At 37.7% G+C, this 26,220-nt stretch carries 20 protein-coding genes, 5 tRNA genes, 1 pseudogene and 1 other annotated feature; of the genes and pseudogenes, 21 read left to right on the top strand and 5 right to left on the bottom strand.

Annotated elements, in window-relative coordinates:
- The first annotated feature begins 901 nt into the window (after positions 1-901).
- The 10 genes from alaS (at position 902) to CUB63_RS17885 (ending at position 7,731) form a co-directional block, all read left to right on the top strand.
- On the top strand, positions 902-3,529 hold the full coding sequence (gene alaS, locus CUB63_RS16120; protein ID WP_109848500.1) for an alanine--tRNA ligase: 2,628 nt from the start codon (positions 902-904) through the stop codon (positions 3,527-3,529).
- A gap of 220 nt (positions 3,530-3,749) precedes the next feature.
- Positions 3,750-3,938: a carbon storage regulator CsrA gene (gene csrA, locus CUB63_RS16115; RefSeq protein WP_004244778.1), complete on the top strand. Its 189-nt coding sequence runs from the start codon at positions 3,750-3,752 to the stop codon at positions 3,936-3,938.
- Between the two features lie 463 nt (positions 3,939-4,401).
- Positions 4,402-4,494 (top strand) — tRNA-Ser (locus CUB63_RS16110).
- A 9-nt stretch (positions 4,495-4,503) separates the two neighbouring features.
- Positions 4,504-4,580, top strand: a tRNA-Arg gene (locus CUB63_RS16105).
- An 89-nt stretch (positions 4,581-4,669) separates the two neighbouring features.
- A tRNA-Arg gene (locus CUB63_RS16100) sits at positions 4,670-4,746 on the top strand.
- A 55-nt stretch (positions 4,747-4,801) separates the two neighbouring features.
- Positions 4,802-4,878, top strand: a tRNA-Arg gene (locus CUB63_RS16095).
- A gap of 51 nt (positions 4,879-4,929) precedes the next feature.
- Positions 4,930-5,006 (top strand) — tRNA-Arg (locus CUB63_RS16090).
- A gap of 183 nt (positions 5,007-5,189) precedes the next feature.
- Positions 5,190-6,770 carry a glutamate--cysteine ligase gene (gene gshA, locus CUB63_RS16085; RefSeq protein WP_109399023.1) on the top strand — a complete coding sequence of 527 codons (1,581 nt, stop codon included), beginning with the start codon at positions 5,190-5,192 and terminating at the stop codon, positions 6,768-6,770.
- 162 nt (positions 6,771-6,932) lie between these two features.
- Positions 6,933-7,448: an S-ribosylhomocysteine lyase gene (gene luxS, locus CUB63_RS16080; RefSeq protein ID WP_006534759.1), complete on the top strand. Its 516-nt coding sequence runs from the start codon at positions 6,933-6,935 to the stop codon at positions 7,446-7,448.
- Positions 7,449-7,596: 148 nt separating this feature from the next.
- Positions 7,597-7,731: a hypothetical protein gene (locus tag CUB63_RS17885; RefSeq protein ID WP_006534758.1), complete on the top strand. Its 135-nt coding sequence runs from the start codon at positions 7,597-7,599 to the stop codon at positions 7,729-7,731.
- 48 nt (positions 7,732-7,779) lie between these two features.
- On the opposite strand, the gene CUB63_RS16075 is transcribed toward CUB63_RS17885, so the two are convergent.
- Positions 7,780-9,054: an HlyC/CorC family transporter gene (locus CUB63_RS16075; RefSeq protein WP_072063506.1), complete on the bottom strand. Its 1,275-nt coding sequence runs from the start codon at positions 9,052-9,054 to the stop codon at positions 7,780-7,782.
- Positions 9,055-9,088: 34 nt separating this feature from the next.
- Positions 9,089-9,889: a cytochrome C assembly family protein gene (locus tag CUB63_RS16070; RefSeq protein ID WP_072063505.1), complete on the bottom strand. Its 801-nt coding sequence runs from the start codon at positions 9,887-9,889 to the stop codon at positions 9,089-9,091.
- Positions 9,890-10,062: 173 nt separating this feature from the next.
- Here CUB63_RS16070 and ffh point away from each other — a divergent pair, with 173 nt between their 5' ends.
- From ffh to CUB63_RS16030, 8 genes are all read left to right on the top strand, one after another.
- A complete protein-coding gene (gene ffh / locus CUB63_RS16065; RefSeq protein WP_109396311.1) occupies positions 10,063-11,424 on the top strand; it encodes a signal recognition particle protein in 1,362 nt (453 codons plus the stop codon).
- A gap of 137 nt (positions 11,425-11,561) precedes the next feature.
- Positions 11,562-11,810 carry a 30S ribosomal protein S16 gene (gene rpsP, locus CUB63_RS16060; RefSeq protein ID WP_004244772.1) on the top strand — a complete coding sequence of 83 codons (249 nt, stop codon included), beginning with the start codon at positions 11,562-11,564 and terminating at the stop codon, positions 11,808-11,810.
- 18 nt (positions 11,811-11,828) lie between these two features.
- Complete coding sequence (gene rimM, locus CUB63_RS16055; protein WP_006534751.1) at positions 11,829-12,374, top strand: ribosome maturation factor RimM; 546 nt, start codon at positions 11,829-11,831, stop codon at positions 12,372-12,374.
- 38 nt (positions 12,375-12,412) lie between these two features.
- On the top strand, positions 12,413-13,165 hold the full coding sequence (trmD, locus tag CUB63_RS16050) for a tRNA (guanosine(37)-N1)-methyltransferase TrmD (RefSeq protein ID WP_109848499.1): 753 nt from the start codon (positions 12,413-12,415) through the stop codon (positions 13,163-13,165).
- Positions 13,166-13,217: 52 nt separating this feature from the next.
- Positions 13,218-13,571, top strand: a complete 354-nt coding sequence (gene rplS, locus CUB63_RS16045) for a 50S ribosomal protein L19 (RefSeq protein ID WP_006534749.1) — start codon at positions 13,218-13,220, stop codon at positions 13,569-13,571.
- Positions 13,572-13,977: 406 nt separating this feature from the next.
- The gene (locus CUB63_RS16040; protein ID WP_109848498.1) at positions 13,978-15,072 is read left to right on the top strand and encodes a 3-deoxy-7-phosphoheptulonate synthase; all 1,095 of its coding nucleotides are present in this window, start codon (positions 13,978-13,980) and stop codon (positions 15,070-15,072) included.
- Between the two features lie 26 nt (positions 15,073-15,098).
- Complete coding sequence (gene tyrA, locus CUB63_RS16035) at positions 15,099-16,223, top strand: bifunctional chorismate mutase/prephenate dehydrogenase (RefSeq protein WP_109848497.1); 1,125 nt, start codon at positions 15,099-15,101, stop codon at positions 16,221-16,223.
- Positions 16,224-17,099: 876 nt separating this feature from the next.
- The gene (locus CUB63_RS16030) at positions 17,100-18,440 is read left to right on the top strand and encodes an anaerobic C4-dicarboxylate transporter (protein WP_006534743.1); all 1,341 of its coding nucleotides are present in this window, start codon (positions 17,100-17,102) and stop codon (positions 18,438-18,440) included.
- A 73-nt stretch (positions 18,441-18,513) separates the two neighbouring features.
- Here CUB63_RS16030 and pheA read toward each other — a convergent pair whose 3' ends face one another.
- From pheA to bamD, 3 genes are all read right to left on the bottom strand, one after another.
- A complete protein-coding gene (gene pheA, locus CUB63_RS16025; RefSeq protein WP_109848496.1) occupies positions 18,514-19,671 on the bottom strand; it encodes a bifunctional chorismate mutase/prephenate dehydratase in 1,158 nt (385 codons plus the stop codon).
- Between the two features lie 35 nt (positions 19,672-19,706).
- Positions 19,707-19,823, bottom strand: a sequence feature (Phe leader region).
- Between the two features lie 154 nt (positions 19,824-19,977).
- The gene (gene raiA, locus CUB63_RS16020) at positions 19,978-20,313 is read right to left on the bottom strand and encodes a ribosome-associated translation inhibitor RaiA (RefSeq protein ID WP_006534738.1); all 336 of its coding nucleotides are present in this window, start codon (positions 20,311-20,313) and stop codon (positions 19,978-19,980) included.
- A gap of 271 nt (positions 20,314-20,584) precedes the next feature.
- Complete coding sequence (bamD, locus tag CUB63_RS16015; protein ID WP_006534737.1) at positions 20,585-21,319, bottom strand: outer membrane protein assembly factor BamD; 735 nt, start codon at positions 21,317-21,319, stop codon at positions 20,585-20,587.
- A gap of 135 nt (positions 21,320-21,454) precedes the next feature.
- Here bamD and rluD point away from each other — a divergent pair, with 135 nt between their 5' ends.
- The 3 genes and pseudogenes from rluD to clpB all read left to right on the top strand — a co-directional run bounded on the left by rluD (position 21,455) and on the right by clpB (position 25,882).
- Positions 21,455-22,432 (top strand): 23S rRNA pseudouridine(1911/1915/1917) synthase RluD, encoded by a 978-nt coding sequence (rluD, locus tag CUB63_RS16010; RefSeq protein WP_006534736.1) that lies wholly within the window; start codon positions 21,455-21,457, stop codon positions 22,430-22,432.
- Positions 22,433-23,163, top strand: a pseudogene (gene yfiH, locus CUB63_RS16005) (purine nucleoside phosphorylase YfiH). It abuts the gene before it with no gap.
- A 145-nt stretch (positions 23,164-23,308) separates the two neighbouring features.
- A complete protein-coding gene (gene clpB / locus CUB63_RS16000) occupies positions 23,309-25,882 on the top strand; it encodes an ATP-dependent chaperone ClpB (RefSeq protein ID WP_109848495.1) in 2,574 nt (857 codons plus the stop codon).
- Positions 25,883-26,220 lie beyond the last annotated feature (338 nt).

Raw genomic sequence — 26,220 nt, 5'->3', positions numbered from 1 at the left:
TTTTTACTAATGCCTAAATTGCACATTGAATGTATATTAAAACATATTACGATCATTGCAGTTGTTAACCATTAGCCAATTAATGTGATTTAACTCACTTAAAAAAGGAAGCTCTCAAATGGCTTCCTTTTTGTTATATGTTGTATCTTTTATTCAAAAGAGGATTAAAATTAGTCTTATTTTGTTTTCTTTCCATGAAAAATAGCCTTTAACACTACTTTATTTAATATAACGATATTTTTTACTAATTTGTTTTTGATAGTTATATGAAAATTTATATAGTGAAATTTTGGTGATATATCCTTGCCAATAAAAAATAGAAATAAGAATCATTATTATAATCTGATTGCACCAGATAATAAATAATTGACATATAAAGATAAATATCTTCAATATATTTGGATCTAATTTAAATTGTATTTAAAGATTTGTTGAGATGTAAGGTGTGTTTTTTAGTAATAAGTGCTTTTATTTTAGTAAGTTATCGCTATATCAACATATTGTTTAAGTAATAATTCTTATGTTTTTGTTACTACTTGCCATGAGAAAAAGAGATTATTCAAAGGAAAAAAACGTATAGCGAGTCATCTCATAAAAAAGCAGTAATAACAAATACTTTTTAATAATTACAAAATGAAAATACTTTAAGTTGCTAACATTTTCCAAGATAATTGCTCTTAAATAGAGAAAAGTCCCATTCTCAGATAACAATCCCACTTTCAGAAAAAAACTAGACGATTTACAATGTCAACACGAATAAGTTTATCGGGGGTTTTACTTCTGACAGAAGAAATTCTATCTTATCCCTACTTATGTATTCGTTGGCTAAGTAGAGGTAATAATAAACCTCCTCTAACTAGATTTCTAATTTCTGTTTTTCCAGCTTGATTTCGGGATAATTATGAGCAAAAGCACCGCTGAGATCCGTCAGGCGTTTCTCGACTTTTTTCATACTAAAGGACATCAAATAGTACCTAGCAGTTCTTTGGTTCCAAATAACGATCCAACATTGCTGTTTACAAACGCAGGGATGAACCAATTCAAAGATGTATTTCTTGGATTGGGTAATAGACCTTATTCCCGAGCGACAACTGCGCAACGCTGTGTGCGCGCAGGTGGTAAACATAACGATTTAGAAAATGTGGGTTATACCGCTCGTCACCATACTTTTTTTGAAATGCTAGGTAATTTCAGTTTTGGTGACTATTTCAAACATGATGCAATCAATTTTGCTTGGGAATTATTAACAAGCGAAGAGTGGTTCAATTTACCTAAAGAAAGACTTTGGGTAACGGTATATGCCACAGATGATGAAGCTTATGATATTTGGAATAAAGAAATTGGTATTCCAGCAGAAAGAATTATCCGCATTGGTGATAATAAAGGTGCACCATTTGCATTAGATAACTTCTGGCAAATGGGGGATACAGGCCCTTGTGGACCTTGTACCGAAATATTTTATGATCATGGTGATCACATTTGGGGCGGACCTCCTGGATCACCAGAAGAGGATGGCGATCGCTATATTGAGATCTGGAATATCGTCTTCATGCAATTTAATCGTCAGTCAGATGGCACTATGGATCCACTGCCGAAACCATCTGTTGATACGGGAATGGGGTTAGAGCGTATTACTGCTGTTTTACAACATGTAAACTCTAACTATGACATTGATTTATTCCGTTCTTTAATTAAATCTGTTGCACAAGTGACTAATGCAACGGATTTAGAAAATAAATCATTACGCGTTATTGCCGATCATATTCGTTCTTGTTCATTCCTTGTCTGCGATGGCGTTATCCCTTCTAATGAAGGCCGTGGCTATGTTCTGCGTCGTATTATTCGTCGTGCAGTACGTCATGGTTATATGCTTGGCGCCAAAGATACCTTCTTCTATAAGTTAGTAGCTCCATTAATTGAAGTTATGGCAGAGGCAGGTGAAGAATTAAAACGTCAACAAGCTATCGTCGAAAAAGTATTAAAAACGGAAGAAGAGCAATTTGCTCGTACATTAGAACGTGGTCTTCAATTATTAGATGAAGAACTGGCTAACTTAACAGATGACATTCTTCCGGGTGAAACCGCTTTCCGTCTTTATGATACATATGGTTTTCCTCTTGATTTAACTGCCGATGTTTGTCGTGAAAGAAATATCAAGGTTGATGAAAACGGCTTCGATGTCGCGATGGAAGAGCAACGTAAACGTGCGCGTGAATCTAGTGGTTTTGGTACTGACTATAATAGTCTAATCAAAGTGGATAGCCGTAGTGAGTTCTCTGGTTATGATCATGATGAACAACAGGGCACAATCACCGCTATTTTCCATAACGGACAATCAGTCACTGAATTGAAAGCAGGCGAAGAAGGTATTATCTTCTTAAATAAAACCGCATTTTATGCAGAGTCTGGTGGACAAGTTGGTGATAAAGGTGTTTTAACAGGTAAAGATAGCCTGTTTGAAGTCACAGATACGCAAAAATACGGTAAAGCGATTGGTCATATTGGTAAAGTTAACGTAGGGTCATTTATTGTTAACCATAAAATTAATGCCACTATCGATATTGCTCGCCGTGATGCTATTCGTTTAAATCACTCTGCGACGCACTTATTACATGCCGCATTGCGCCAAGTTCTGGGTACGCATGTTACTCAAAAAGGCTCCTTGGTTAACGATAAATATCTGCGTTTTGACTTTTCTCATTTTGAAGCAGTTAAGCCAGAACAATTACGAGAAATTGAAGATATTGTCAATGCGCAAATCCGACTTAACTCACCAGTTGTCACTGAGTTAATGGATCTTGAAGATGCGAAAGAAAAAGGTGCGATGGCACTCTTTGGTGAAAAATACGACGAACGAGTTCGTGTTTTAACAATGGGTGACTTCTCTACTGAACTTTGTGGTGGTACTCACGCTTCTAGAACGGGGGATATTGGTTTATTCCGCATTGTCAGTGAGTCAGGCACTGCTGCTGGTATTCGTCGTATTGAGGCAATTACTGGTATTGCAGCAATTGAGAGTATTCATGAACAATCAGATCTTATCTCTCTTGTTGCACAAGTTCTAAAAAGCGATGGTACAAACTTGGTCGAAAGAATCAAAACAGTCCAAGAAAAATATCGTTTATTAGAAAAAGAACTCCAACAACTAAAAGATCAGCAAGCTGCTCAAGAGAGTTCCTCTTTAGGTAGTCAGGCTAAAAATGTGAAAGGTATCAAACTTTTAGTTCGTGAGCTTAATGGTGTTGAGCCAAAAATGTTAAGAACAATGGTTGACGATTTAAAAAATCAATTAGGTTCTGCAATTATTGTGCTTTCCACTATTTCTGATGGTAAAGTGAGTTTAATTGTTGGGGTCACTAAAGATTTAACTGCTAAAGTTAAAGCAGGTGAGTTAATTAGTTTTGTAGCACAGCAAATCGGTGGTAAAGGTGGCGGTCGCCCTGATATGGCTCAAGCTGGTGGTACTGATATTGACGCTTTACCTGCGGCTTTGGCAAGTGTTGACGAGTGGGTTGAATCGCATCTGTAAGCGATAATAACCTGAAAAAAGGCGCTATTCCTGATTTATAGGGATAACGCCTTATTGAGATATTGATAATCCGTTAAATAATCAATCACTAAATTTATATTTTGTTATGAAGTATAAGTTACTTGTGATAAATAATGATTATACGAATTGACAATGTATGATGGATAATGGCCGGGAAATTCTAGAGACCCGACTCTTGTAAATTTTCAAGGAGCAAAGAATGCTTATTCTAACTCGTCGAGTTGGTGAAACGCTTATGATAGGCGATGATGTGACCGTAACCGTTTTAGGGGTTAAAGGTAATCAGGTACGGATTGGCGTAAACGCACCTAAAGAAGTATCTGTCCATCGTGAAGAGATCTATCAACGAATTCAGGCCGAGAAAACTCAGCCTACTGATAACTACTAAATAATTCCTATTTTAGTTAGTCACAATTCATTCGTAAGCGTCCACACTTTTGCCGGGTTTGGGCGCTTTTCTCTTTATAAGACGTTTGATTCCCTTCTTTGTTCCTATCTTCTCTTTCCTTGAACTGTATTTATTATTGCACTATCCGTTTATTCTGATTGACAGAATTGAAAGTCTTTTTACCTCTAATAATTCGATTCATAATAATTTGATGTGCGAATGAATTTATTAACTAAGAGAATAAAATACTTGAATGATTTTTCATCAGCGATATCATTGTGTTCAGGACTTTTTTAGCCAATCTTGCTGATAAACGCATCAGTTTGTTTGTGAAGTGTTCAAACAAACGTATATTCGTAAAAAGTTGAGAAAAATCGTTTGACTTCTTAGGCTGAGAAAGTAATATGTGCGCCACACAGAGACGAGATGTTCAGTAAGAACTTCTTCGAGTGGTTCTAAATATGGTGAGATGGCCGAGAGGCTGAAGGCGCTCCCCTGCTAAGGGAGTATGCGGTCAAAAGCTGCATCGAGGGTTCGAATCCCTCTCTCACCGCCATTTAGATTTGCATCCTTAGCTCAGCTGGATAGAGTACTCGGCTACGAACCGAGCGGTCGGAGGTTCGAATCCTCCAGGATGCACCATATTCCAACCCCATGATTAATGTATGGGGTTTTTATTTTGGTGCAAATGGTGAATAATTTGCATTAAAAGCGTAAAGTATTAAAACGGCGCATCCTTAGCTCAGCTGGATAGAGTACTCGGCTACGAACCGAGCGGTCGGAGGTTCGAATCCTCCAGGATGCACCATCTCATTACTCAGATTGCTAATTGCAATATGAGCAGCTAGAAAAATAACTACGATGCATCCTTAGCTCAGCTGGATAGAGTACTCGGCTACGAACCGAGCGGTCGGAGGTTCGAATCCTCCAGGATGCACCATCTTTTATTAGATAACTTAGTTTAATTATTTCTAGCAAAAACGTCAGACCTGCATCCTTAGCTCAGCTGGATAGAGTACTCGGCTACGAACCGAGCGGTCGGAGGTTCGAATCCTCCAGGATGCACCATATTAAAAGCCCCGCTATTGCGGGGTTTTTTGCTTTCTACCATTCTATTATTTTGCATAAATGACGTTTTTGTTTAGCACCAACTAACAATGCTAACATCATCTAATAAGCGACAATTTAGTGACTTTGCGATAAAGTAACTCCTATCTATTTACTAACATCAATCAACGCGGGAGGTCACCTTTGATCCCGGACGTATCAAAAGCGCTTTCTTGGTTAGAAGCACACCCTAAAGTTTTATGTGGCATCCACCGTGGTATAGAGCGTGAAACTTTAAGAGTTACGCCAGAAGGCAATTTAGCATCAACAGAGCATCCTATTTCATTAGGTAAATCATTAACTCATAAATGGATCACAACTGATTTTGCTGAGTCTCTATTAGAATTTATTACACCTGTTGATGACAACATTGCACATACCTTGCATTTTTTAGGTGATTTACATCGCTATACAGCACGTCACTTAGATAATGAACGTATGTGGCCTATGAGTATGCCTTGCTTTATTGAAGCGGAAGATAAGATTACGCTGGCTCAATTTGGCACATCAAATGTTGGGCGTTTTAAAACACTCTATCGCGAAGGGCTTAAAAATCGTTATGGTGCATTAATGCAAACCATTTCGGGTGTGCATTACAACTTCTCATTACCTATCGAATTTTGGCAAGCATGGGCAAATGTAAAAGATGAAGAGAGTGGAAAAGAGGCGATTTCTGATGGTTACTTACGTCTTATTCGTAACTACTATCGCTTTGGCTGGATCATTCCATTTTTCTTTGGTGCATCACCAGCAATTTGTGGATCTTTCTTAAAAGGAAGAGAAACAAATTTACCATTTGAAAGTACGCTTAAGGGGGCGAAGTATTTACCTTATGCAACTTCATTACGTTTAAGCGATTTAGGGTATACCAATAAATCTCAAAGCGATTTAGATATCACCTTTAATCATCTTGAAACTTATGTCAAAGGGCTCAAAAAAGCGATTCATAAGCCTTCAGAAGAGTTTGCTAAATTAGGTGTTAAGAAAAACGGTGAGTATATTCAGTTAAACACCAATGTGTTGCAGATTGAAAATGAACTCTATGCACCTATTCGTCCTAAACGTGTGGTTAAGGGGGATGAATCGCCTTCTGATGCGTTATTACGTGGTGGTATTGAATATATCGAAGTTCGTTCACTTGATATCAATCCATTTACCCCTATTGGTGTTGACGAAACACAAATTCGCTTCCTTGATTTATTCCTGATTTGGTGTGTATTAGCTGATGCTCCAGAAATGGATGCTTCTGAATTAGCGTGCTGCCGTTCAAATTGGAATAACGTTATTCTAGAAGGGCGTAAGCCAGGTCAAGTTATTGGAATGGGTTGTGGCGAAAGAAAAGAGCCATTAGCGCAAGTAGGTAAAGCCTTATTTGCTGATTTAGCACGTGTTGCTAATGTTCTTGATTGTTGTTCAGGCACTAAATATATGGAAGTTTGTGTTAAGTTAGAAGAAATGTTCGATAATCCTGAATTAACTTTTTCAGGCAGACTTTTAGATAAAATTAAAACACAAGGCATTGGTGGTTTTGGCTTGTCTTTGGCTGAAGAATATTACCAAGAATTAATTAAAACACCTTATGAAACGTTAACTGATGAAGCTTTTGAACATGAGAGAATTTCATCCATAAAACGTCAAGAAGAGTTAGAAAAGAGTGATACCATTTCTTTTGATGAGTATTTGAAGATCCATGCGGGGACTAACACCGATAATGTGGCTTCCTAAACTTAGATAGAAAAAAGCCACACTAAGATTTGTGTGGCTAAAAAATTCTATAGAGAAATAGGGATGATAACATTTTGCGCGTATTCGTTACTAAGACCGTGCTACTTGTAGAAAGTTTCATTTTTTCTTAAAAATATTTAAATTTTTCTTAGGAGGTTTTTTATGCCTTTATTGGATAGCTTTACTGTTGACCATACGCGTATGTCAGCACCTGCTGTACGCGTTGCTAAGACCATGAAAACGCCATCAGGTGATACTATTACGGTATTTGATTTACGTTTTACGGTACCAAATAAAAAAGCCATGCCTGAGAAAGGAATTCATACTCTAGAGCATCTGTTTGCTGGATTTATGCGTAATCATCTTAATGGTAATGGTGTTGAGATAATTGATATTTCCCCAATGGGATGTCGTACAGGATTCTACATGAGCTTAATTGGGCAACCTGAAGAGCAACGTGTAGCTAATGCATGGAAAGCCGCAATGGAAGATGTTTTGAAAGTAAAAGATCAAAACCATATCCCAGAACTAAATGTGTACCAATGTGGTACCTATGAAATGCATTCGCTGACAGAAGCACAAGATATCGCACGTGATATTTTATCTCATAGCATAGGTATTAATCATAACGATGAATTAGCGTTGCCTGAAGAGACTTTAAAAGAGTTACATATTTAAGTAATCGCTAATTTATAATATTAGGGGATAATAGATCAGGAAATTCGCATTCTGATTTATTGTCTCTTTTTTATTTGCAGGCGTGAAGAATATGTAGCTGATTATTCTTATCAACCAGCATTAAACTTAGTTATGTGGGTTAAAAATCATGGTTTTTTATTCTGATTATCAACAAGTAAAGCCAGCCAAATTAGTACAAGAGCAAGCGATAGAGCCTTTCTATATGAAATCTGCCAGAGAGTTTGATTTTCGTAATAGCAAATTACGATTTGAGTTAGGATAAACAGCCAAAATAAGCACCTTTTAAGGCTAAGGCGCTTATTTCTTTTTACTAATGATGTGGGATTGAAAGATGGCGAATTAACGCCTTTTTGATGACGTTATCCTGAACTTCAAGTATTTCAAATTCATAGTCACTCACAGTTATTTTATTACCAACAACAGGTAAGTCACCTAACTCTTCAATAATAACGCCGTTGATCGTTCGAGCTTCATCTTCAGGTAAATGCCAACCGAAAGCTTTATTGATATCTCGAATATTTGTCGTACCATCAACTAATAATGAACCGTCTTTTTGAGGAATAACTTCTTCAGCTAAAGATGGGGACATCGAAGTAGTAAAGTCACCAACAATCTCTTCAAGAATATCTTCAACGGTTACTAAACCTTGAATTTCACCATATTCATCAACCACAATCCCCGCTTTTTCATTGTTACGTTGGAAATTGACGAGCTGTAGGTTTAATGGTGTGCTTTCTGGAATAAAGTAAATTTTATCGGCAGCTTTCATCAGAATTTGTTTGGTAAATTCTTTTTTCTCGGTCATTAAGCGATAAGCTTCTCGTACTCGCAACATACCAATCGCATCGTCTAAAGTATCACGATAAAGCACAATCCGACCGTGAGGAGAATGAGTTAACTGTCTTACGATAGATTTCCATTCATCATTGACATCGATACCAAAAATTTCATTTCTTGGCACCATAATATCGCCAATCGTCACTTTTTCTAAATCTAAAATCGACAGCAACATATTCTGATTTCTTTGCGAAAGTTTTGATTTAGATTCATGAACGATAGTTCTTAACTCTTCTTTTGAGACTGCATTCCCTTGTATTACTGGAGATTTGATACCAAAAATGCGCATTAATATTAATGTGAGTTTATTAAAAAACCAAACAATAGGTAGCATCAATTTTTGTAAAGGAGAGAGAATTACACTGCTTGGATAAGCAAAACGCTCTGGATAAAGTGCTGCGATTGATTTTGGGAGCACTTCAGCAAAAATAAGGATAATAAAGGTCAGTACACCCGTAGCTATTGCTACACCTGCATCACCATATAAACGCATACCGACAATGGTAGCTAGCGCAGACGCAACAATATTAATCAGATTATTGCCAATCAATACTAAACTAATCAATCTGTCAGGACGTTGTAATAATTTTTCTACACGTTTTGCAGAGCGATTTCCTTGTTTCGCAGCATGACGGAGACGATAGCGATTAATCGTCATCATACTGGTTTCAGTCCCAGAAAAATAAGCTGAGGCAATAATCATACAGACAAGTATGATAATGAGCGTAGTTGTCGACACATGCTCCAAAATTGAGATCCTTTTGCAACCCTAAAATAGAAAATTAATTAAGTACTAACTCTTGTAATAAACGATTACCAAAAAAAGCTAATGTCAAAATAAGAGCGCCAATTAAATTAAAAATAATGACTTTCTTTCCTCTCCAGCCTTCTCGGAAATGTCCCCATAATAAAATGATGTAAACAAACCAAGCAATGATAGAGAAAATAGATTTATGGATGTTTTCTTTACCAAAAATATTATCCATATACACCAAACCTGTACATAAGGTCAGTGTCAGTAATACCACACCCACTTGTGTGATATGAAACATTTTACGCTCAATTGACATTAATGGTGGCATTTGAGGTGAGAATTTTAGTTTCTTATTTTTTAGTTGATAGTCGAGCCAACTAAGTTGTAATGCATATAAGGCGGCTATTAACAGAGTGGCATAGCTTAATAACGCCAATCCAATGTGAATAAAGAGTGATGTGCTACTTTCAAGATGTGTAACAAATTCACCCGGCATCAGTGCTGCAATAACAAGATTGACTATTGCGAAACAATAAACAATAGGCAGTAAGAACCATGCACGACCACGAGAAGCCACAATCGTCATGATAACGCAGACCATTAGGCTAACAATTGCACCTAGATTAGTGAGTGAAAGATTCTGTCCACTGTGAGGACGGAAAATTAAAAATTTTAATGAGATGGCATGTGCAACAAGTGCAATTACCGCAAATAGCAGAGCTAATCCGCGGTATCCATTCTGCTCTTTTCGTAACAGACCGGGTAAAAACATTACCAGACTGAGTAAATAAGCGCAGACAGCGACGATAGAGATTGATATAACGGGCATAGTTTCGCTTACATATATTGTTTGAATAACTTCCTAGTATAGCGCTAGGAGCATACGGCTCCAACTATTGAAGTCATTAAGCTTAAATCTCTATGCAGAGATCCGCGAGTCATCGTGATATAATCGGTGGCATACATGACCGATAAGCCCAACTTTAACACTGAGCTAAGATAATGTTTGAGAATTTAAGTGACAGACTATCGCGCACATTGCGCAATATAAGCGGTCGAGGAAGACTGACCGAAGAAAACATTAAAGAGACACTGCGTGAAGTGCGTATGGCTTTATTAGAAGCTGACGTTGCCTTACCCGTGGTTCGTGATTTTATTGCGCGCGTCAAAGAGAGCGCAGTAGGGCATGAAGTTAACAAAAGCCTGACACCGGGTCAGGAGTTTGTGAAGATTGTTCAAAATGAACTCGTCAATGCGATGGGGGAAGTGAATACTGACCTTGACCTATCAGCACAACCGCCAGCTGTTGTGTTAATGGCTGGTTTACAAGGTGCGGGTAAAACAACCAGTGTCGCAAAATTAGGTAAATTTTTAAAAGAGAAAAAGAAGAAAAAAGTTCTTGTTGTTTCTGCCGACGTTTATCGTCCAGCAGCGATTAAACAGCTTGAAACGTTAGCCGAAACGGTTGGCATTGATTTCTTTCCTTCGACTGTTCAAGAAAATCCAGTCACAATTGCAAGTAATGCATTAAAACATGCGCAACTTCAATTCTATGATGTATTGCTGGTGGATACAGCAGGTCGTTTACACGTAGATGAAGGCATGATGGAAGAGATCCAACTTCTCCATAAAGCCATTAATCCTGTGGAAACCTTATTTGTTGTTGACGCCATGACGGGTCAAGATGCGGCAAATACAGCAAAAGCATTTAATGAAGCATTGCCATTAACCGGGGTTGTATTAACCAAAGTTGATGGTGATGCGCGTGGTGGGGCGGCATTATCAATTCGCCATATCACTGGTAAGCCAATTAAATTCCTCGGTGTTGGGGAAAAAACAGAAGCTTTAGAACCTTTTCACCCAGATCGTATCGCCTCCCGCATTTTAGGCATGGGTGATGTTCTGTCTTTAATTGAAGATATTGAAAGCAAAGTTGATAGAGCACAAGCTGAAAAGTTAGCGACAAAACTTAAAAAAGGTGATGGCTTTGATTTAAATGATTTCTTAGATCAATTAAAGCAAATGAAGAACATGGGCGGCATGGCAAGTATGCTGAGCAAAATGCCGGGTATGTCTCAGGTGCCAGATGCAGTGAAATCACAAATGGATGATTCAATTTTAGTGAAAATGGAAGCGATTATTAATTCCATGACTAAAAAAGAACGCCAAAAACCGGAAATCATTAAAGGTTCCAGAAAACGCCGTATTGCTACAGGTTCTGGAACACAAGTGCAAGACGTCAACCGTTTATTAAAACAGTTTGATGATATGCAACGTATGATGAAAAAAATGAAAAAAGGTGGCATGGCTAAAATGATGCGTAGCATGAAAGGTATGATGCCACCTGGATTCCCTGGCCGATAAAATCAAAAAGCTGGAAAAAAAACGTGCTTTGGATTGCTTTTTTCGCCAAAGTGAGTAAACTTTTCGGGCTTTTTATATGACAACCGGACTCCGTTCCTCGATGGCGTCTGGTTGTTTTATTAACTAATGAGGATGTTATGGTAACAATTCGTTTAGCTCGTGGCGGCGCAAAAAAGCGTCCGTTTTATCAAGTAGTAGTAACCGATAGCCGCAATGCGCGTGATGGTCGTTTTATTGAACGCGTAGGCTTTTATAACCCACTGGCAACCGGTAATGCAGAAGAATTACGTTTAGACGTAGACCGTGTTGAACACTGGGTTGCTCAAGGCGCAACTGTTTCAGAACGTGTTGCTGGCCTGATCAAATCAGCGAAGAAAAGCGCTTAATCTGTCGCGGTGGTAACAATGAGCGAACAAAAAACCTTAAAAGAGCCTGTAGAACCTATTGTTATGGGTAAGTTGGGCTCACCTTACGGGATCCGTGGTTGGCTCAGAGTTTTTTCTTCCACCGAACACGCCGAAAACATTTTTGAATATCAACCGTGGTTTATTCAGCGTCATGGACAGTGGGAAACCATTGAAATTGAAAGTTGGAAACATCACAACCAAGATATTATCGTCAAGCTAAAAGGTATTGATGACAGAGATGCGGCTAACTTCCTGACTAATTTTGAAATTGTCGTGAATGCTTCGCAACTTCCAGAACTTGAAGGTGAATATTACTGGAAAGATCTGATGGGTTGTCATGTGGAAACGGACAAAGGCTACGATCTGGGTGTCGTTACAGACATGATGGAAACGGGCTCAAATGATGTCATGGTGATTAAAGCGAATCTGAAAGATGCGTTCGGTATCGGGGAACGGTTAGTTCCGTTTCTTGATGGGCAGGTTATCAAGAAAGTCGATCTCTCAGCGAAAAAAATTATCGTTGATTGGGATCCTGGTTTTTAGATTATCCGGTTAACGGTTCTCAATAGTGGGACACTAAAATGTGGATTGGGGTAATTAGCCTATTTCCAGAAATGTTCCGCTCTATAACCGAGTACGGGGTGACTGGTCGGGCAGTGAAGCATGGTCTGCTCAATGTAGAATGTTGGAATCCCCGAGATTTTACATACGACAGACACAATACTGTTGATGATCGCCCATATGGCGGTGGTCCTGGTATGTTGATGATGGTTCAACCTTTAAGGGAAGCTATTCATCAAGCAAAAGCTGCGGCAGGTGATGGAGCAAAGGTGATTTATTTATCACCTCAGGGACGCAAACTCGATCAACAAGGAGTTTGTGAACTGGCAACAAATGAGAAGTTAATTCTGGTTTGTGGCCGGTATGAAGGTATAGATGAGCGCGTCATTCAGACTGAAATCGATGAAGAGTGGTCTATTGGTGATTACGTATTAAGTGGTGGGGAACTACCTGCCATGATAATGATAGATGCAGTAGCGCGTTTTGTTCCGGGGGTTCTCGGACACGCAGCCTCTGCGAAAGAAGATTCTTTTGCTGAAGGTTTACTTGATCATCCTCACTATACTCGCCCAGAGGTTTTAGATGGTATGGAAGTTCCGGCTGTTTTACTGTCAGGAAACCATGCACATATTAATCGCTGGCGTATGAAACAATCACTGGGTCGAACCTGGCTAAGAAGACCTGAGCTTCTGGAAAGCCTAGCTCTGACTGACGAGCAAAGAGTGCTGTTAACAGAGTTCCAACGGGAACATCTGTCAGGAACAGCAGAGTAAGTCTGACACAAGATGTCATTAATATCAGTTTACCTAGGGTAAGAGAATTATTATGAGCAATATTATTAAACAAATCGAACAAGAACAGATGAAGCAAGATGTTCCTTCATTCCGTCCTGGTGATACTTTAGAAATTAAAGTATGGGTTGTTGAAGGTTCTAAAAAACGTCTGCAGGCATTCGAGGGCGTGGTTATCGCTATTCGTAACCGCGGTCTGCACTCTGCATTCACTGTTCGTAAAATTTCTAATGGCGAAGGTGTTGAGCGTGTATTCCAAACTCACTCTCCAGTCGTAGATAGCATCACTGTGAAACGTCGTGGTGCGGTTCGTCAAGCTAAACTGTACTACCTGCGTGAGCGTTCAGGTAAGGCTGCTCGTATCAAAGAGCGTCTTAACGCTAAATAATACGCTTTCGCACATCCGAAAGTTATTGTTAAAAGGTCAGCATTTGCTGACCTTTTTTTATATCTCACGATGTTGAAAATATTGTTTGTGAGTTTTTCATCTCTGTTGCCTCTATATTCCTATCTTATTTATTATTCGTATATTGAGACTCATTAAAAGATAAGTTGTAAACATATTATTACGAATTAGTATTTTAGTCCAATCTTGATCACATTATCTTTGTTTTCTATATTGATATAACTTATTGTTATTTAACATTTGTTTTCATCTTTAATTCAATTTGTAAACTTGGGTTTACGATTTTATCAAAAACATTAAAAATATGGATTGATTTCTTTACATCGCATGTTATCTTATCTTTCAGACACACAAAAATCACAATGACAGATATAAAAAGGTAAAGATTATGATCATGCAAAAAGACGCACTCAATAATGTGAATATCAGCGAAGAGCTGGTTTTAATTACTCCAGAAGAGTTAAAACAAAAATACCCATTGAGTCGCAATGATCTGCATGCCATTGCTCAGTCACGTCAAACAATTTCTGAAATTGTCCAACGTCGTGATCCTCGCTTACTCGTGGTATGTGGGCCTTGTTCCATTCATGATATTGATGTTGCGTTAGATTACGCAAAACGTCTGAAAGTCTTAGCCTCTGAATTAAGTGATAGCCTGTACATTGTGATGCGTGTCTACTTTGAAAAACCTCGTACTACTGTTGGCTGGAAAGGTTTAATCAGCGATCCATTTATGGATGGCAGCTTTGAAATGGAAAAAGGATTACATATTGCCCGTAAGTTATTGACTGAACTAGTGCAATTAGGTTTGCCTTTAGCAACAGAAGCGTTAGATCCTAACAATCCACAATACTTAGGTGATTTATTTAGTTGGTCTGCTATTGGAGCCAGAACAACAGAATCTCAGACTCACCGTGAAATGGCATCGGGGCTTTCAATGCCAGTTGGATTTAAAAATGGTACAGATGGTAATCTAGATACTGCAATTAACGCGATGAAAGCGGCTTCTATGCCACATCGATTTATGGGAATTAATCAATCAGGGCAGGTTTGTTTATTGCAAACACAAGGTAACCCAGATGGTCATGTGATTTTACGTGGTGGTAAAACACCAAATTATCATGAAGAAGATGTTGCTCAGTGTGAAGCTCAGATGGTAAAAGCTGGATTAAAACCATCATTAATGATTGATTGTAGCCATGGTAATTCTAATAAAGATTTCCGTCGTCAAACGGCGGTAGTTGATTCAGTGATTGAGCAAATTACTAAAGGTAATGAATCTATCACTGGTATTATGTTAGAAAGTCACATTAATGAAGGCAATCAATCGTCAGAGCAGCCTCGCAGTGAAATGAAATACGGTGTCTCAGTAACAGATGCATGTATTAGTTGGGAAACAACGGAATCAGTGTTAAGAAATTTACATGCTCAACTTTCCCCGATTCTGGCTCAGCGTGAAGCACAGTTAAAAAAAGTTAGTTAATCATAAATAAAAAGAGGCAAGCATAGATGGCTGAAGAATTACAAAATTTGCGTGAGCAAATTGATCAGGTAGATAAATCACTGCTTTCTTTACTCGCAAAAAGAATGCAACTTGTAGCTGAAGTGGGAGAAGTTAAAAACCGTTATGGCTTACCGATTTATGCACCTGATAGAGAGGCCTCTATGCTTGCTTCTCGTCGTAATGATGCTCAAATGATGGGGATTTCCCCAGATTTGATTGAAGATGTGTTACGCCGAGTAATGAGAGAATCCTATACTAAAGAGAATGATAAGGGATTTAAAACGCTTAATCCTCAATTGGGTAAAATCGTTATTGTGGGCGGAAATGGGAAAATGGGTAAACTATTTTCTCGTTTGTTTACACTCTCTGGTTATCAAGTTGAAAGCTTAGAAGCTGATGAATGGCAAACTAAATCACCTGCTATTTTTGATAATGCAGGAATGGTAATAATTAGTGTACCTATCCATTTAACCGTTGAGGTTATTGAGAAGCTTCCTCCTTTACCTGAAAGTTGTTTGTTAGTGGATCTCGCTTCTATTAAAAAACAACCTTTAGATGCAATGTTAAAAGCACATAGTGGGCCAGTTTTAGGTCTTCATCCAATGTTTGGCCCTGATGTGCCCAGTTTAGCAAAGCAGGTTGTGGCTTATTGTGAAGGACGAAATCATCAAAAATTTGAATGGTTGTTAGAGCAATTAATGGTATGGGGAGCAAGAATTGAGGCGATTACGCCGGAAGAGCATGATAAAAATATGAGTTTTATTCAAGCACTTCGACATTTTACAACCTTTGCTTACGGCCAGCATTTAGCAAAAGAAAAAGTTGATTTAGCCAGTTTACTGCGACTTTCATCTCCTATTTACCGGTTAGAATTGGCAATGATAGGGCGCTTATTTGCTCAGGATCCACAACTTTATGCTGATATTATTTTGTCATCGAAAGAGAATATTGAATTAATTCGTCGATATCATCAGTCATTAGGTCAAGCTATCGATTTATTAGATATAAATGCAAAGAGTGAATTTGTTCATTCGTTTAATAACGTGAGTTATTGGTTTGGTGATTATGCTTCTCAATTTATGAAAGAGAGTGGAGTCTTATTACAAAAAGCAAATGATAGCCGAATATAATTTAAAGCTTCATTTTATAAAAAGCCAGTCAATTAATTGTGTGAAGTGACTGGCTTTTTATTTATAACATTAATCTAATATTTATTGATTATTATCAATCATCACAGGGGGAGAAAACACATGATTCTTAAGGTGTTGTGCTGATTGATATACTATAAAGATTAGTAATATCGCTATTAGTTTTTTCATCATAAATAGATGACGTATAACTACTAAATAATAGTGTTGTGATTAATATGAATAGTTTACTCATATTAGAATCTTTTTAATCTAATAATCCTTAGGATTAGGACATGGGCTAACAGTATAATGAAGCTGGTTTATCGAACTTACTGTTACTTCAGAATAAGAAATTTGTGATGCATAAGCATTTGCTGTGAAAAAATAAAAATTATATTTAAAATCAATAATGTAAAATTATTCATATAACCATCCTATTTATGCTTAAAGCATAATTCTATTTTATCTAACAACCTCTCTGGTATTTCATAAGAAGTAAACCAATCATGTATACGTTATATCGGAAAAGTAAGTGATTAAACTTCTATTTTTAATAGGATTTTAATGTTTTTTGATAATTGGAAATTATTAATTTTTATATACAGTAATGTCTTGTTATTTAATTGTTATTACTTGGTTTAATTACATAATAATTAATGTTCAATATTGTCTCTTCGTTAAAAGTTATTTGTTGATGAGATCTTAAAACTGAATGAAATTGAAAGGTATTATGTAAACTATAACAATGATCAAAAAAATGATTATAACAATTATCGTAAATTATATTTTATAGACTCTTTTTTTTGCAAGAAGTGCTAAAAATTCAATTGTATTATTTTTTATTTATATTCCGACGTGTTTTTCAAGGGGTAATTTATGGATTTTTTAATACAACTCGCCATTATATTAGTGTGTCTATTTTATGGGGCTAGGAAGGGCGGAATTGCATTAGGTTTATTAGGTGGTGTAGGTCTAGTTATTTTAGTTTTTGTTTTTAATCTCCCTCCGGGAAAACCACCTGTTGATGTAATGTTAGTTATTATTGCCGTTGTTTCTGCATCAGCAACATTACAAGCATCTGGTGGATTAGATGTTATGTTGCAAATAGCAGAAAAATTATTACGAAAAAATCCCAAATATATTTCTATTGTTGCACCACTCGTAACTTGTACTCTTACAATATTATGTGGTACTGGACATGTTGTTTATACTATATTGCCAATTATCTATGATGTGTCGATAAAAAATAATATTCGCCCTGAAAGACCAATGGCAGCAAGTACAATCGGTTCGCAAATGGGGATTATTGCAAGCCCCGTTTCCGTTGCCGTTGTTACATTAGTCGCAATGCTCGGTGATGTGACTTTTAATGGTAAACACCTTGAATTTTTAGATTTATTGGCAATTACTATACCTTCTACTTTTATCGGTATTTTAGCCATTGGTATCTTTAGCTGGTTTAGAGGAAAAGACTTAGATAAAGACCAACGTTTCCAAGAGTTTGTTTCAGTTCCTGAAAACCATGATTATGTTTATGGAGATACAGCGACACTTCTAGATAAAAAGCTCCCTATGAAAAACTGGGTGGCAATGTGGATATTTTTAGGTGCAATTGCTGTTGTTGCAATATTAGGTGCTTTTTCTGAAATACGTCCTGTATTTAATGGCAAACCGTTATCTATGGTGCTCGTTATTCAGATGTTTATGTTATTAGCAGGCGCATCAATTATTATTATCTGTAAAACCAATCCGTCTCTTATATCTAAAAATGAAGTATTCCGTTCAGGGATGATAGCAATTGTTGCTGTATATGGTATTGCTTGGATGGCAGAAACCATGTTCTCTGCACATATGAAAGAAATAGAAGCAGCATTAGGACAATTAGTACGAGAATATCCTTGGGCTTATGCCGTTGTCTTACTATTGGTATCTAAGTTTGTTAACTCTCAAGCGGCAGCTTTAGCTGCAATTGTTCCTTTAGCACTGGGTATTGGTGTTGATCCTGCTTATATCATTGCATCGGCACCTGCTTGTTACGGTTATTATATTCTGCCAACTTATCCTAGTGACTTAGCGGCAATTCAATTTGACCGTTCTGGTACAACTCGAATAGGGCGTTTTGTTATTAACCATAGCTTTATTTTACCAGGGTTAATTGGTGTAACCGTTTCCTGTGTCTTTGGCTGGGTGTTTGCTGCGATGTATGGTTTCTTATAATTAATTTTAAAATAAGAGCCAAAAAGAAAAGCCAGATAGTTATATGCTATTTGGCTTTTATCTGCGAGTGAGTTTATTTTACTTCAACAGGAACAACATTTTCTGAAGGATAACAGCCTAGTATTTTTAATGAACGTGTTGTTTGTGATAAATCGTGTAAGGTCTTTTGCATATTGATGTCACGTAAATTTGCTTGAACATCAATATAAAACATCTCTTCCCAAGGTGTGCCATTAATAGGACGAGATTCAAGTTTTGTCATAATAATGTCGTATTTTTTTAAAATCATTAATGCATCAACTAATGCACCTGCTTGTTGTCCTGTTGCCATTAAGAAGGTTGTTTTAGCAGGTACTTGCTCTGAAACATCTATGGCTTTTCGTGCAATAACAATAAAGCGTGTTACGTTTATTTGCTGGTTTGCTAAATTATTAGCTAAAGGTTTTAAACCATAAAGAAAGCCACCAGCTTCACTACCAATAGCCGCAACATGTGGCGATTGTGCGAGAGCCACTTTTTCCATTGCAGCGGCAGTACTTTCACAGTATTCAATTTTCCAGTTTGGATACTGGTTTAAATAATGGCTACATTGTTGGAAGGGTTGAGGGTGACTATAAATAGTTTGCAATTCTTCTGTACTGCTATCAACACTTGTTAAAAGCGCATGATTAATAGGGATTCGAATTTCACCAACAATAGAGATTGATGTTGTTTGCAGTAAATCGTAAACATCATTAATTGCACCCGAACTAGTATTTTCAATGGGCAGTAAACCGTAATCAGCTTGACCTGTATCGACAAGTGTAAAAATGTCGTCAAATTTCTGACAAGTGCAATCAACGTAGGTATCAAAATGGCGGGCTGCATATTGACGGGCAGCAATATGTGAATAAGAACCTTTAGGTCCTAAATAAGCAATTCTGGCTGATTCATTGGGGGTTGCATTAAGATGTTGTTGTAGAATGGCTTGTTGCGTTAATACAGAGTCTTCAATGATCATTTGAAAAATACGACTAATATAAAAACCATCTAGTCCAACTTTTTTTCCTTTCTCAATTAATAAATCAAGTAATTCACGCTCACGATTTTTATCTCTAATAGGGCGATGTGTATTCAATTTAAATTGAGCTACGTCAGCAGATAATTGGCGTCTGTTTGCTAACAACGTTAGTAATTCTGAATCTAACGTTGTAATTTTATCTCTGATTGCTAATAAATCGAGTTTTTCCATGTTTAAGCCCTATACCGTTATGTCATACCATCATAAATAAAAAAGCCTCCAACTTGGAGGCTATTGTCGTTCTTACTTTTCTTTCTGAAATGACAAAGCCTCTTAATGAAAGAGTAGAAAGAAAAAGAAGAAAGGCAAATGTGGATATTTGTTCATTATATTGATTGGTAAATTATTTAATATATCGCTATCAAACATGATGATGTGAAAGGAGTCAAGAAAAATACAACAAAAAGCGCATCACGAGGATGCGCAGAGGCGTTTTGAGTCAGTGATTTATTCTAATTTTTAATCTTGCTTTACTATTTACATTTCATCGACAAGTAAATTCTCTTCTTTCAGGCTGTTATTCGCCCGGCGAGATTCATTTTTATGCTGAACTTTGTTCAATTGACGTTCAAGTTTTGCGAGTAAGTCATTAATTGCAACATACATATCGGCGTGTTGTGCATTAGCGACCAATTGCCCATTTGGAGTATGAATGCTGGCATCAACACTAAAACCCTTAGGATCTTTCGTAAGAATAATATGAGGATTGATTAAATTCACCTGCCATTTATTAAGTTTAGTTAGACGGCTTTCAATGTGTTCTCGTAGTGCTGGGGTAATTTCCATTTGTTTGCTAGTAATATTTATAATCATATAGTTACCTCTTTATTACTCCATCTTCGATAAATTCAGAATATCGTGATACACAATTTAAAACATGATCAAAATCACTTTTTGTTAGATGTATGTGTAACTAGTAATAAAAACGTGACAAATGATAAATAGCTGAAAAAGACCGCTTGTTAAGTTGTATTTATTCGGTCATATTAGGAAGGTTGGGCTGATGAAAAGTAAAGACAATTTAGCTAGCAAAGAATAAAAAAACAGCAGCGATAAGCTGCTGTTTTTGATAGTGAGGCTTTAATTAGGCTGGATTGGCTGCAATCAGTGAAGCTACTTTTTCTGCTTCTTGTGTCAGACCTAATTCTTTATAAGCGTTTTCCATATAAACAAGCGCGTCGCGAGTGGCTTGTGTATCAGGATAATCACGCATCATTTGCTCTACTCTATTAATAACCGCGACATAAGCCCCTCGTTTAGTATAGAATTTTGCAACAGAAAGCTCATACTTCGCTAAACGGTTTTTAAGAAAGACAAGACGTTTAGTTGCATCAGCGGCATAAAGGCTGTCTGGATAGTAGCGAACTAATTGACTAAAATCTTTGAATGCTACAATTGCATGTTGAGGATCACGGTCTGAACGATCAATACCAAAGAACCCTTGTAATGCACTATCATCTAATGCCTGAGCCGTTAAGCCACGCATATAAAGAACATAGTCGATATTAGGATGGGTTGGATTTAATCGCATAAAACGGTCGATTGCCGAAATCGCCATTGGTAGTTCCGCTGATTTATAATAAGCATAAATCAGATCGAGTTGAACTTGTTGCGAGTAAGGGCCAAAAGGATAGCGATTATCGAGAGACTCTAATTGTTTGATAGCCGCTCCATAATTGCCATCTAGCAATTTTTCCTGACTGGTTGAGTAAAGCTCAGAAGGCGACATATCGGCAGTAGCGTCTTTGTCTGAACTCGAACAGCCAGCAAGTAACAGGCTTACAGTGGCCGCTGCCACTAGGTATTTAATGCGTCTCATCACGTATTGATTATCCTCTGAATAGGTTTGGGGAGTCTCTCCGTGAAGCTCCCCTGAAATCGGTTACACTATAACTCATTTTAAATGAAACGGCTGTGCCGTCAAAACACTAACTTAATTAATAGAAAATTATTTATGTCTCAACAAATACGACTTAATGCTACAGTCGCAGATTCACAGCTGGGTCAACGCTTAGATCAGGCTTTGGCCGAAATGTTCCCTGATTATTCAAGATCTCGTATAAAAGAGTGGATCTTAGACAATAGAGTGCAGGTTAACGATAAAATCATCAATAAGCCAAAAGAAAAAATGCTTGGCGGTGAAAAAATTGAAATCGATGCCTTAATTGAAGAGGATGTTCGCTGGGAGCCTCAGAATATTCCGTTAAATATCGTTTATGAAGATGATGATATTTTAGTTATCAATAAGCCAAGAGATCTTGTTGTACATCCTGGTGCGGGTAACCCTGATGGCACCGTATTAAACGCATTACTTTATCGTTATCCAGAGATTGCTAATGTACCTCGTGCTGGTATTGTCCATCGTTTGGATAAAGATACAACAGGTTTAATGGTTGTTGCAAAAACAGTTCCTGCTCAAACGCATTTAGTCGAAGCTTTACAACGTCGTGAAATCACGCGTGAGTATGAAGCGGTTGCAACAGGAAGAATGACAGCAGGAGGATTAGTGAATGAACCTATTTCTCGACATCCAACTAAACGTACACATATGGCTGTACACCCAATGGGTAAACCTGCAGTAACACATTATCGTGTTATGGAGCATTTCCGTGCTCATACACGTTTGCGTTTACGTTTAGAAACCGGTCGTACTCACCAAATTCGTGTTCATATGGCACATATACATCATGCTTTAATTGGTGATCAGCTTTATGCAGGAAGACCTCGCCCTTTAAAAGGGGCTTCAGATGAATTACGAGAAACGTTACGTTTATTTGATAGACAAGCTTTGCACGCAACGATGCTACGTCTTTATCATCCAATAACAGGTATTGAAATGGAATGGCATGCACCATTACCTGATGATATGGTTAAGCTTATCGATGTGCTAAAAGCTGACGTTGAACAGTTTAAAGATGAAATGGATTGGTAAATGACTTCATTGGTTTTTCCAGATTGGCCACAACCTGAAAATATTGGGTCTTGCAGTACCTTGAGAGAGGGGGGGTTAGTCTGCCACCTTATAATAGCCTCAATCTAGGTGCTCATGTTGGTGATAAATTATCTGATGTTGAAGAAAATAGACGCAGACTTTGTCAGCAAGCTCAACTGCCTGAAATGCCATTATGGCTTGAACAAGTTCATGGTACCCATGTTGTTACGCTAAATACTGAGAAAAATAATGAAGTACGAGGTGATGCCCTTTATACCGCTACTGAGAAAAAAGTTTGTGCAATTATGACGGCAGATTGCCTACCTGTTCTTTTTACAACTATTGATGGAACAGAAGTTGGCGCAGCTCATGGTGGATGGCGAGGGCTTTGCCATGGTGTATTACAAAATACACTAGCGAAGTTTAAAGCACCAAAACATCAAATAATGGCATGGTTAGGGCCAGCAATTGGGCCAACTGCTTTTGAGGTAGGCTCTGAAGTCCGTTTGGCCTTTATTGAAAAAAATAAGGCCTTTGATCCTGCATTTATTCCTCATAATGGTAAATATTTAGCTAATATCTATATGTTAGCGAGAATAATTTTACAGGAAAATGGGGTAACTCAGATTTACGGTGGTAATTTCTGTACTGTGACAGAGAAATCGCGTTTCTTTTCATATAGACGCGAACAGATAACAGGTCGAATGGCGTCATTAATCTGGATTAAATAAACTTCTCTTAACCGTTTTTCTCACTTATCTCAAATACTGATAAATATTTTTGCTCAAAATTTTTATTTTGAGCTTGAATATTGTCAAAATGACCTCATCTATTCTCCAGTTACGAATTTTACTTTAAATTTTACTTGGAGGTGTTATGCGTCTGGATAAATTAACCAATAAATTCCAGCAAGCTCTCGCAGACGCCCAGTCATTGGCACTTGGGAACGATAATCAATTTATAGAACCCATACATTTACTGAGTGCGTTATTTAATCAACAAGGTGGCTCAATTCGCCCTTTATTAACATCTGTAGGTGTTAATGCATCGCAATTTAATGAGCGAATTAATGATGCTTTATCTCGATTACCTAAAGTCGAAGGTGCTGGTGGAGAGGTTCATCCCTCAAATGATTTAATTAAACACCTTAATTTGTGCGATAAGTTGGCACAGAAAAAAGGTGACGAATTTATTTCGTCAGAGCTCTTTCTTTTAGCTGCCATGGAAACGGGTGGTCAAGTTGCTGACATGCTAAAAGCGGCCGGAGCGAATAAAGCGACTCTTGAGATAGCGATTGAAAAAATACGTGGTGGAGAAACAGTGAACGATCAAAATGCAGAAGACCAACGTCAGGCATTGAAAAAATATACTGTGGATTTAACGGAAAGAGCAGAACAAGGCAAACTCGATCCTGTTATTGGTCGTGATGAAGAAATAAGAAGAACCATTCAAGTTTTACAACGTCGTACTAAAAACAACCCTGTACTTATTGGTGAGCCGGGTGTGGGTAAAACGGCGATTGTTGAAGGTTTGGCTCAACGTATTGTTAATGGTGAAGTTCCTGAAGGTTTAAAGAATAAGCGCGTACTTTCCTTAGATATGGGCTCGTTATTAGCAGGTGCTAAATATCGAGGTGAGTTTGAAGAGCGTTTAAAAGCTGTTTTAAATGATTTATCTAAACAGGAAGGTAGTGTCATTCTGTTTATTGATGAATTACATACGATGGTTGGTGCAGGTAAAGCCGACGGTGCTATGGATGCGGGAAATATGCTAAAGCCTGCATTAGCTCGTGGTGAATTACACTGTGTGGGGGCAACAACACTTGACGAATATCGTCAATACATTGAAAAAGATGCTGCATTAGAGCGTCGTTTCCAAAAAGTGTATGTGGCTGAGCCTACAGTTGAAGATACTATTGCTATTTTACGTGGTCTAAAAGAACGTTATGAACTTCATCATCATGTTCAAATTACAGACCCAGCTATCGTTGCAGCTGCGACTTTATCTCATCGCTATATTTCTGACCGTATGTTGCCAGATAAAGCAATTGATTTAATTGATGAAGCGGGTGCAAGCCTACGTATGCAGATGGATTCAAAACCAGAAGCACTAGATAGACTTGATAGACGTATCATTCAGCTCAAACTTGAACAACAGGCACTGCAAAAAGAGTCTGATGATGCAAGTAAAAAACGTTTAGAGATGCTAAATGAAGAACTTGCTGAGAAAGAGAAAGAGTATTCTGTTTTAGAAGAAGAGTGGAAAGCTGAAAAAGCAGAGCTTACTGGCACTCAACATATTAAATCTGAATTAGAGCAGGCTCGTATTGCTTTAGAGCAGGCTCGTCGTAGTGGTGATTTAGCGAAAATGTCGGAGATCCAATATGGACAAATCCCGACATTAGAAAAACAGCTTGCTGAGGCGAATAAAGCTGAAGATAAGCATATGAAGCTGTTACGTAATAAAGTCACTGATGCTGAAATCGCTGAAATTTTAGCGCGTTGGACAGGTATTCCTGTATCTAGAATGTTAGAAGGGGAACGTGAAAAACTGCTAAGAATGGAACAAGAGCTACATAGACGTGTTATTGGTCAGGCTGAGGCTGTAAGTGCAGTATCAAATGCGATCCGCCGTAGTCGTGCTGGGTTGTCTGATCCTAATCGCCCAATTGGTTCGTTCTTATTTTTAGGACCAACAGGGGTGGGTAAAACAGAATTATGTAAAGCATTAGCAAACTTCTTGTTTGATAGTGATGATGCAATGGTTCGTATCGATATGTCTGAGTTTATGGAAAAACACTCCGTTTCTCGTTTAGTGGGTGCGCCTCCAGGATATGTTGGTTACGAAGAAGGTGGATATTTAACAGAAGCAGTTCGTCGTCGTCCTTATTCAGTCATCTTATTAGATGAAGTTGAAAAAGCGCATCCGGACGTATTTAATATCTTATTGCAAGTATTGGATGATGGTCGTTTAACGGATGGACAAGGTAGAACAGTCGACTTTCGTAATACAGTTGTGATTATGACATCGAACTTGGGCTCTGATTTAATTCAAGAACGTTTCGGGACAATTGATTATCCAGAAATGAAAACTATTGTGATGGATGTTGTTGGCCATCATTTCAGACCAGAGTTTATCAACCGTATTGATGAAGTTGTGGTATTCCATCCATTAGGCAAAGAAAACATTGCAGCGATTGCACAAATTCAGTTGCGTCGTTTATACCAGCGTTTAGAAGAGCGTGGTTATCACGTTACTATTACTGGGGCTGCATTAGAGAAATTGAGCGAAGTTGGATTCGACCCAATTTATGGTGCTCGTCCATTGAAACGGGCTATCCAGCAAGAGGTTGAAAACCCATTAGCTCAAGACATCTTGTCTGGTAAATTATTACCAGGTAAAGAGATTATCTTAGATTTGGACAATAATAAGATAATTGCAAAACAGTAATAGAGCATCCTCTCTATAGTAATAAGAGATGTCGTGAAACTGAAAAGAGGCTTATTTAAGCCTCTTTTTTATGCTCTTAATTTATAAATGAAGATTTAACCGTTAAATCGCTAAGAATCACAGATAAAATTGAAACTTTTTTAAACAAACGATGTCTATTTTTTATACCAATATGGGGTGTTTGCTTATAAAGCATTCGCTTGGTAAGTTTTTTTAAAAAAACACTTGCGCTAATCCGAGATCTCCCTATAATGCGCATCCACTGACCGGCGATGAGCAAACAACAAGCCACGCAGGACGGTGAAGAGAAAAGAAAAAAGTTTGAAAAAACTCTTGAC

The sequence above is a fragment of the Proteus penneri genome (genome assembly GCF_003144535.1).
GTDB lineage: Bacteria > Pseudomonadota > Gammaproteobacteria > Enterobacterales > Enterobacteriaceae > Proteus > Proteus penneri.
The sequence above is the reverse complement of the archived record's forward strand: the minus strand, read 5'-3'. Positions and strand labels throughout refer to the sequence as shown.